General features: G+C 56.9%; 6 protein-coding genes. 2 read left to right on the top strand and 4 right to left on the bottom strand.

The genetic code is table 11. The features are described 5' to 3' along the window. Positions 1-582: 582 nt before the first annotated feature. The 4 genes from AYK65_RS20630 to AYK65_RS20610 all read right to left on the bottom strand — a co-directional run bounded on the left by AYK65_RS20630 (position 583) and on the right by AYK65_RS20610 (position 6,633). On the bottom strand, positions 583-1,812 hold the full coding sequence (locus AYK65_RS20630) for an ATP-grasp domain-containing protein (protein WP_081160163.1): 1,230 nt from the start codon (positions 1,810-1,812) through the stop codon (positions 583-585). 192 nt (positions 1,813-2,004) lie between these two features. Next, positions 2,005-3,279 carry a diaminobutyrate--2-oxoglutarate transaminase gene (gene ectB, locus AYK65_RS20625; protein WP_081160160.1) on the bottom strand — a complete coding sequence of 425 codons (1,275 nt, stop codon included), beginning with the start codon at positions 3,277-3,279 and terminating at the stop codon, positions 2,005-2,007. 596 nt (positions 3,280-3,875) lie between these two features. After that, positions 3,876-4,856: a helix-turn-helix transcriptional regulator gene (locus AYK65_RS20620; RefSeq protein ID WP_244560045.1), complete on the bottom strand. Its 981-nt coding sequence runs from the start codon at positions 4,854-4,856 to the stop codon at positions 3,876-3,878. 1,012 nt (positions 4,857-5,868) lie between these two features. After that, the gene (locus AYK65_RS20610; protein ID WP_081160154.1) at positions 5,869-6,633 is read right to left on the bottom strand and encodes a glycosyltransferase family protein; all 765 of its coding nucleotides are present in this window, start codon (positions 6,631-6,633) and stop codon (positions 5,869-5,871) included. A 238-nt stretch (positions 6,634-6,871) separates the two neighbouring features. Between AYK65_RS20610 and AYK65_RS33945 the strand changes: the two genes are divergently transcribed. After that, positions 6,872-7,255, top strand: coding sequence for a transposase (locus AYK65_RS33945; RefSeq protein WP_081160151.1), 384 nt, complete (start codon positions 6,872-6,874; stop codon positions 7,253-7,255). Between the two features lie 888 nt (positions 7,256-8,143). Beyond that, positions 8,144-8,857, top strand: a complete 714-nt coding sequence (locus AYK65_RS33175) for a tyrosine-type recombinase/integrase (protein ID WP_244560044.1) — start codon at positions 8,144-8,146, stop codon at positions 8,855-8,857. Positions 8,858-9,008 lie beyond the last annotated feature (151 nt).

Below are 9,008 nucleotides of genomic sequence, written 5' to 3'. Positions count from 1 at the left end.
GTGACAACCGGTCGGTTACGCCGATCCGCAGTCCGGGCCCGCTTCGCCGCTTTCCGCTACTGTACCAAGCACGACATCCTGCGAGGAGATATCCAGCATCCGACCAAGCCAGTGCAGCATGGCCGCTTCTTTTACTCGCGCTCCAGTGAGTGCTCCGTTTGCTACTTGCCTCCCTATGTTCTTCCCGGCGCTCCGATAAGAGATCGATCCTGGTTACAGCGAATGGGGGAGTGTCTTCGGAGATCCCGGGCTGGACGCGACGACCTGAATCGCCCGCGTCCCCACTCAATGGTGATCACCATCTGATTGGCAGCAGAGGGATCTGGGAAGCGCCGTCCGAAACGATTGAAATCGCAAACCAGTGAGGGGGCTGTGTTCTTCAATTTGCCAAAGGGGTCAATTCTAGGATTCGTTTGATATCAGCAATTCGCTGCAGCCGCCAACTCCGGATCGTTGAAGGCTATCGGGCGGACAGATATTTGAAACTCGCAAGGGAAACACGGCGCAACTCCGCAATAACAGATCTGCGCGCTGGCCAAAAGCCGCCAGGTCGAGGGGTTCAATAGAGATTGTTCCTACTCGCTAAGGGTCGGAAAATGGTGTGATCGACCAGTTAATTACGTCGACGGCACGCTGAAGTATCGCCTCGGTCTCAGCAAAGCTGGGCGAAGCCGCGATGATATATCCTATGCGGTCTCGGTAGTCGCCTTTCCTGACGATCGGTGTCTTGGGGTCAACTAAGAATTTGACCTCTGCGACACCTGATATCGCGGCCGCCCGATGCTTGCCATCGATCCAATCGAGAGTGCCATCCCGATCAGGCATTAGGGACTGCGCAACCGCGGTGGACGAATGCGTTTTGCGCAACTTCCATTCGTCGCCGATGACAAGCTTGATGTGCTCGGCGATGAGTTCGATACCGTAAGCCAGCTGAATCAGTTGAGGCTCAGGCGCGCCAGCAAGACGCGGATTGACTTCGATGACGACTGGGCCACGCTTCGTCCACCGGATTTCAATGTTCGCTGGCCCCCAGCCAAGGCCGAGAGCTTGCAAACAGCTCAGTGAAACTTCGGCGACGCGCTCATGCTGGTCATCGGTCAGCTGGGCCGGGAAGATCAACCGCCGGAAGACAAACTGCGGTGGGGGGCCGTACTCAGCGACGCCAAAGCCAATAACCTCATTTCCCATCATTGCAGCGAGATAGTGTGGACCTTGTGCGAATTCTTCGACCAGAATCCTCGGCGAAGACCGCCATACGTGCTTCCCGCCCAACAGATAGGCCGTATGTTCGGCTAACTCGTCGGCGCTGCGGCACAACCGGACTCCGATGCTGCCGCTGCCTTCGGCTGGCTTAAGAATTACCGGCAGGCCGATCTCCGCAGCGGAACTTTGTACGTCTGTCGCATTCAATGCCAAGCGATAAGCAGGTATTGGAACGCCGGCCTCGGCAAGCAGCTGACGCTGAGCGAATTTGTCGCGACATCGTTCAATCGATTCGGGGTTCGGTCCCGGTAGGTCGAAGTCGCGGCAGAGCTTTCCAACTGTCGCATAGACCGACTCGTCGTCACCCGCAAAGCCAGTAATGCCGGCAATGCCATACTTCGAACGTAGCCGCGAACATTCTTGGATCAGCGCATCGAGATCGTCTGTATCGACCCGGATTGCCTCAACTCTTTCCGCCGCCAGATAGTCATATTGGGCTGGATCCGCCGACATTGTAATTGGGTGAAGACCTAAACGCCTGGCCGCGTGGACGAACAGCGGACCACTGCCCCTATGACCTTCAACCATGATGAGCGCTCTTCTTGCCATTGGCTATTAACCCCGACGTTTCTTGCTGTGTTGCGGTTTAGCGCAGATCGGAATGAGCTTCTTCAGCCGAACTGACCTCAGACTTGAGTGAGGCGCCCCGTGAGGTTGCTGAGAGTCGTACCAGCATAAGCGATTTTCGTTCGCCGTAGCCCGGGGACGCTTGGGGCTGGCGGCATCTCAGCCCCGTACTGCTTAGACACTGGCGTGCACAGACTTATGCAGCGTATCCAGACCGCTTTGCAGCGTCTGCTCGTCGATTGTCAAAGGAGGCAGAAGCTTGATGACTTGATCTTCCGCTCCGCATCGCTCTACCACGAGCCCATTGTCAAAAGCCTTGCGGACAATTCTCTCGGCCAATTCACCTGTGCCGCAGTCGAACCCCAGCATCATGCCCCTTCCGCGTACGGAGAAACTACGAGCTCGGTTAGTCTCCGCAATCTGCTGAAGGCGCTCCCTGATGATGCGTCCTGTTTCCTTAACACCTGCAGACAGCGCATTATTAGTCCAATATTTCCGCAAAGCAGCGGTCCCCGTCACGAGCGCGAGATTGTTGCCCCTGAACGTCCCACTGTGTTCGCCCGGTCGCCAAACGTCTAGTTCGGGTTTGAGCAGCAAAAGGGACAACGGCAGCCCACAGCCACTTAGAGACTTCGACAAGACAACAATGTCTGGCGATAAACCGGCGAACTCGAAACTGAAGAAATTGCCCGTTCGTCCGCAACCTGCCTGAATGTCGTCAACGATCAGGAGGATGCCATTGGTTCTGCAAATCCGCTCGATCGACTGCAGCCACTCTTTTCGCGCAGCGTTGATGCCCCCTTCAGCTTGAACGGTTTCCAGAATGATTGCTGCCGGCAGATCGACACCACTGCTTGCATCAGCAAGCACCTTGCCCAGATACTCCGAAGTATCCTTATCGGCTCCCCAATACCCGTCATAGGGCATGAACATCACGCCGGCCGGAGGAAGGCCCGCTGCATCTCGGTAGTAGCGATTACCCGTTACAGCAAGCGCGCCTAAGCTCATCCCATGAAAGCCGTTGGTGAATGAAATTATACTGTGCCGTCCAGTGGCCTTGCGTGCGAGTTTCAACGCAGCTTCCACGGCATTGGCGCCGGTGGGACCGGTAAACTGAAATTTGTATGTCCGGCCTCGTGGACGCGATATTACTGCGTCAAAACACTCCATAAACTCTCTTTTGGCTGGCGTTGCCATGTCCAACCCGTGTATTATTCCATGCGACCTCAGGTATTGAGTTGCTTCGTCGAGAAAATACGGATCGTTGTGACCGTAGTTAAGAGCGCCTGAGCCAGAAAGAAAATCGATAAACTCGTAACCGTTCTCGTCGTGCAGAATGGCTCCTGCGGCTTTCTCGAACACGACAGGGAAAGATCGCGAATAAAACCGCACGTTCGATTCGAGGCTCTCGAAGGCATATAGTGAATTGGGCTTACTTTCGTTTGACATGATTTCCTCAACCAGACGGTAACCTCACAAAATGCGCCATACTCTTGAAAGGGAATTCTGCGCTGGCTCTGCGGTTTTACACGGCAACGTCGGCCCACGCGCCTACCCAGGCTGGTAGTATCGTCCCTGGCCGTTCTTCAATGTTCGCCTATTCTCAGTGGCGATAGAAACAACTTAAATTTGCCTCTCATCGCCTGCAGAGAACTCCACATTCTCTGGCAGGCAACCGATTCCAGAGCGACCTGAGCAGCATGCGTCGCGCAATCTATCGAGAGGCGCGGTCGCCGTTCGGCGCGTCGGTCACGATAACAAGCTGGCATTTCATCCAAGCCCGCGAACCCGAACGGTTATCCGTCTGGTTGGCTCGCGCCTGGCGCAAAGGCAGCTATCGGAGGAAGGAACGCCGATCGGCGTTGCTGTATGCCGCAGTTCGCCATCTACGATTTGGCTATCTGATTCTTACCTGAGCGCGGCGTCAAAAATATCGCACGATATCGGATGTTCGGATCAACTGAACCTCGTCCGAGATTGCGCGAACCTGTCCAGGCGAACAGACGGAAGTGGCTGAGGCAGGACTTTGCCTGGGACGCCGCTTCTTACAATTCGATGATTCCGAGGCTTATTGCTTTAATCGCTGCAACGGTTCTGCTCGACGTATCTAACTTCCGCATTACGTTCTTAATGTGGAAGTTAACAGTATTTTCGGAAATCCGCATAATAACCCCTATGTCCCACGACGATTTCCCTCTTGCCACCCACAATACACACTCTTTCTCTCTTAAAGAAAGCGCAGGAATTTCTTGGACGACGTTCAAATTCGCGGCCTTCGCGACTCTCAGATGGAAATGGGTCGCGGCAAGCTGTAAGTAGGTGATTGTTCTATTTTGGAATTCACGCTCGCAATGCCGAGCAAAGCTCATGATCGCGAAGCTGCCTCTAGGGCCACGCAATGGAACAGTAATGCCGGACCTCAAGCCAAACGTTGCAGCCTCGTCAAACATGCGCCGCTCGTATTCAGTGGTGCTTGCGTCTCTGTACACGTCGCTCCATCGAATTGGGCCAGCTCCCATTCGACTCTCCTTGATGATGGGGGCTATCCTCTCATAGCCCATTTCGAGACATCGCTCCTGCCAACCATCAGGATAATTTAGAATCTCCTCCGACTCGCATCTCACTGGATTCAAACCCTTGTGGTCGGTTGTAAGAGGACCATACGCCATCCAGGTGCAGCCAAATTTAGACGCAAAAGCCGACAAAAGGTCGAACAGTTTTTTGGATTGAGCGACACCATCTGTCAGGTCGAGAAACCGGCCGAGCTCGACCGCAAATTCGTCCCCATCAGCGTTCGAGAAATGGATCGATGTTCCCGAGGATATCTGATGGGATTCTCCGGTGGCCGGTCCGAGGACTTGAGAGAAACCGCAGTCATCGGCGGGCCGTCCACAGTCTCTCTTGAGTGACAAATTGCTCGCCATGTAGGCACCGCTGCACGACGCGGCAGCCGATGGGGCAGTCTGCGCCGTTGACGGCCGGTATTGCAGGGCTCTCAATGCAGGTCGACGGAGATCTGACATCATGCTCTCCTCCTTCGTCCGCTGAGTGATGCATATCGTCGGCAACTCCTGCCCCCGTAGCTAATGAGGGTTCAAGAGTCGTGCCAACTTTGCAGAAAGGGCGTCAACGAGATCTTATTTGTTTGTCAGTTACTTACACGATGCAGCCAGCACCCGGCCAGATGTCGCGACGTCGTGGGTTCGACAAACACGACAGTAGTGTCCGTTGCGCGGTTGCCCTGTGCGGCTATGCCGTTACGCATCCGCCAATTCCGTGTGCGAGGAAGCCGTTCGGCAATCCAAATCAGGAGCCGCAGCCTGTTTTGCCTCGACTGCGAACTAGCGAGTGCTGTTGGGTCGGCCATCTGCGCGCCGTTGAATGGCAAGCTGCAGAGCGGGCGCCCTGCCCGTCGTTGCGGCTAATCGCGCCTGGTGCAGATCATCAGTACCTAGATCGGGTTGCGGCTGGCATTTGATAAAAGGTTAGTGAGGCCTTCGCTTCGGCCAAGCTTGCTCGGCTCGCTGGGCGCCGAACTGGCGGTGAATTGGCCGGATACAGATGACGTCGACGACGGTCGGCGGCTCACCTGCGCGACCCCGAATTGCTGCTGGCCAGCCATCCATCACGCTGCTGCAATGGCTAAAAGATCCATCAATTCGACCTGCTGCGCCAGTTGATGAGAAGCCGGGGCGAGGTGTTCAGTCGCGACGAACGAATCGGCGCGGCCCCGCCTGACAACATTCACGTCGACACGCGCATCGTCAACGTCATGTCGGCCGGCTCAGAATGAGCCCCAAGAAGGTCTCGCCCACGGTAATCCGAATCATACGCTCGGTCGAATATATCTTCGAAGCGAAGGCCCTGACGTGCACCAGCACGGAAGTATTCCACAAAATTGTGGAATGATGGACGCTCAGTCACTCACTCACTCTACGGCTTCTGAAATATAAAGTGGGAGCCGCGAACGTCGGAATAACGGGCTCAAAAAACGCCATCTTCACAAGAAAGCGCCTCGGCAGGCTTTTCTACTGGTTTTCAGTACCCGGTGCGTTCAGCCGTAAGTGGCTGATCGGAACTGGACCTGAACGCGAAATTCGCCGCCGCGAGGTCAACGGCATCGTTCACCATGCTCACACGTTGAGGTTCGGCACACATGATCTGGATCGGATGTCCATGAATACCCAATGCGGCTTCAAAGAACTCGAGATCGTCATGCGTGCGATGCCGGCGGTTCCGAGCAATGGCCCGAACGAACGCAGGGTCAAACTTATAAACGCCCACTAGATAAGAATCTGCAGAGGAGTGAACCTGGCTTGGAGGGCGGTCGGGTAGGATTGCTGTAAGGCGGAGTGCATCGTCCGCTAGTACGCGCAGGGATCGTCTGGCCTGTGTTTTGCTGACTACGGCAATATTGCGGTCTTGCGACCGCAACAGCCGGTCGATCACATCGAAGTCTATGACCAAATTCTCCGTGAACACCAGCACGGCGCCATCAACGTGGGCGATCTCATTTGTCGTTGCTGCGTCCACGAGACGTCCGGCATTCGGCCTGGGCAGAGCGCGTAAGCAGAGCTCCATCCCATCCAGCCCGCCACCGAGTTCGCCGGCTATTTCGCCTAAAGTTTCTCGGGCCAGCACCATCGTCCTCTGCACCCCAGCGTGTGCCATTTGAGATAATAAGCGTCGGAGAACCGACGTGCCACCAACCACACCTAGGGCTGCTGAAAAGCGCCTTTTACAGGTCGAGATCATCTGTCGTGGGTCGGTAATAACAATCCCCAAGCTCTGAACTTCGCGCATTTCGTCGATCCTCGGACTGAGAACTTCCTCAAATCTATCTGAGGTTCGAGCGTTCTATCTACTACCAGGCAAGATAGTTGATTGGTGCGACTTCGAAGTCGGACTGTAGGTGAAGTGCGCAAAAGAGTTGAGGGTATTGATGGATCAATGTTCGTAAGCGGCAAGGGAACCCCGTCTGGCGGAAGGGGGTGACGGCCGGATATCGTAGCGCGAGTTGTGAGCCGATGTGAGCTTCTATATGTCTGCGCCTCGTTCTAAAACTATTACCTTTCACATGATCGAGGCGGTTGCCGAGGGCCTCGAAGGGGCGCCACGGCAAGTTCCCCGGCGTTGGTCAGATGCGTTCAAGGCGCAGGTTGTCGCAGAGGCGCCGGAGCCCGGTGCAAGCGTGTCGGCGATCGCGCATCGGGTTGGCATTCACCCGTCGCAGCTCTTCGCCTGGCGCCCTGACGCTTGGGACGGGCCGACCTGCGCCATCGCGGCATTCGAGCTGCGAAACACCGGTGCGGTGTGCGGCGGACGCGGTGGTCGAGGTCGTCATTGGCGACATTGTCGTGCGCGCCGCCCAGACGTCGACGAGGCGCACTTGCAGCCGGTGATCCGGGCGGTGCGTTCTGCATGATCCCTTCCGGCGTGAAGGTGTTCCTGCCAGTCATCCGGTCGATTCCCGCAGGGGCTCAGCTTGCTGTCGCTGGTGCGGGACGCCAGCAATGATCCGTTCTTATGTGCCGAGAGAGATTAGGTGGCGCGGAGCCGTCCCGGCGTCAGCCGGGGCGTGCCGTGTCTGGAATTCTGCGCCACATGATATTTCGTTCCTCTGAGGTAGGCGCGGGATCCCCCTGCGCCGCTATGCCGGTGCGCTCGGTGACGAGATGCATCGTCTCGCGGAGCATTTCTTCATGCTTGGTTACAAGCGAGCGTCAGCCAAGATTTATCTGAGCCGGATTACGCGCTTTAGCCAGTTTGCCGGGACGCACTGCGGTCCGATCCCGATCCATGTCGTCGATAGCTATTTGGGCACGTTTAGTACGGATCCTCCGCGCATTGGGCCGTGCTGGCGCTGGGGCACGCACGGCGAGTGGCTCCGGAGCGGTTCATTCCGTTTCAAGTGAGAAGGATGATCCGGATGCTCCGCTTCTGGCCTCCTTTTCGGAGTATCTGCATAGGGTACGGGGCCTGGAGCCTAATACTCGCGAAGGCGTTCTTCTGGGCGGCCGCCGCTTTCTGGATTGGTTCGCCGTCACCATCCCGGCCAAAACCTCGAGGCGTTGGCGGCTGAGAACGTCCTTTCTCTGTCGAGCATCGGCTGTCGCTATCGGTGACCTCCGGTACCCGTTCGGCAGCAACTTCTCACATCCGGATATTTCTTCGGTTTTTGCATTGGGCCGGCCACCACAGTCGGGATCTTGCTCGCGTCGTCCCAAGAACACCCCACTGGCGTTTGGCGCATTTGCCGCCGCGCGTTCGATGGGAGGAGGTACGACACGCAATCGATACAATCGGCGCAACGATGCCGGTCGACATCCGCGACCGAGCCGTCCGGCTGCTGCTCGCCACCACGGGCATTCGCAACGGCGAACTGCGCGCCATTCATCTTCAGGACATCGACTGGCAAACCGGCGAGGTTTTTGTCCGACGTACCAAGGGCAAGGTTGATCGGGTGGTGCCACTCCTTGAGGAGACCTGCGCCGCACTCGCCGATTACATCCTGCGCGCTCGACCGAAGGTGGATAGTCCGGACCTGTCGTTCACTCCGCCGGTGCGACCGTTCAACTCTGCGTCGGCTGTTTCAAGAATCGTGCGGGAGCGGTTGAGGCATACTGGGATTGAACTCGGGCGGCGCGCAGGTGCACATCTCCTGCGCCACAGTTTAGCTACCCGACTCGTCGGACAGCGAAGGCCGATCAACGAGGTGGCCGATCTTCTCGGACATCGCGGCATAAACACAACAGCGTTGTACGTGAAGGTCGCTGTTCGCAGCTTGCTCGGCGGCAGCGACGCCCACGCGCAGCTCAAATGTATCGGCGGGCGCCGTCTTCTATTTCCAGAAGCGTCGTTCATCGCTGCCATCTTTGCCGAGTTTGGCCACGGCGCCATCCCAAGGAAGAAGACGCGGCATCGCGTCGGCGTGAAACCGACCGAACTGCGAATTCCTCCTCCGACCGGGCTGCGCCTTCAAGTCGCGGCGAGCAGTTCTAACGCCGTGGTCCTTTCCGCCGACTGAATCGCGTCGACCTTTTGGGACCGTCGCACTTACTTGCAGCAACCCTGCGGGCCAGCTGAAAAATTGCTGATATCCTGCGGCCTCCACCCTGTGAACGGTGAAATCTGACTTAGGCGCGGTCGTATAGTCGCTCCATCGGGAGAGGCTGGCG

Origin of the sequence: Ensifer aridi (genome assembly GCF_002078505.1) — a bacterium.
In the GTDB taxonomy this organism is placed as follows: Bacteria; Pseudomonadota; Alphaproteobacteria; order Rhizobiales; family Rhizobiaceae; genus Sinorhizobium; species Sinorhizobium aridi.
Note: the sequence above shows the minus strand (reverse complement) of the source record. Positions and strands in the feature narration are given on the sequence as shown.

Excerpts from the sequence above, each read along its gene's own strand:
- AYK65_RS20610 (WP_081160154.1), bottom strand. The coding sequence starts at position 6,633 with ATGCGCGAAGTTCAGAGCTTGGGGATTGTTATTACCGACCCACGACAG.
- AYK65_RS20630 (WP_081160163.1), bottom strand. The coding sequence starts at position 1,812 with ATGGCAAGAAGAGCGCTCATCATGGTTGAAGGTCATAGGGGCAGTGGT.
- AYK65_RS33175 (WP_244560044.1), top strand. The coding sequence starts at position 8,144 with ATGCCGGTCGACATCCGCGACCGAGCCGTCCGGCTGCTGCTCGCCACC.
- AYK65_RS20620 (WP_244560045.1), bottom strand. The coding sequence starts at position 4,856 with ATGATGTCAGATCTCCGTCGACCTGCATTGAGAGCCCTGCAATACCGG.
- ectB (WP_081160160.1), bottom strand. The coding sequence starts at position 3,279 with ATGTCAAACGAAAGTAAGCCCAATTCACTATATGCCTTCGAGAGCCTC.
- AYK65_RS33945 (WP_081160151.1), top strand. The coding sequence starts at position 6,872 with ATGTCTGCGCCTCGTTCTAAAACTATTACCTTTCACATGATCGAGGCG.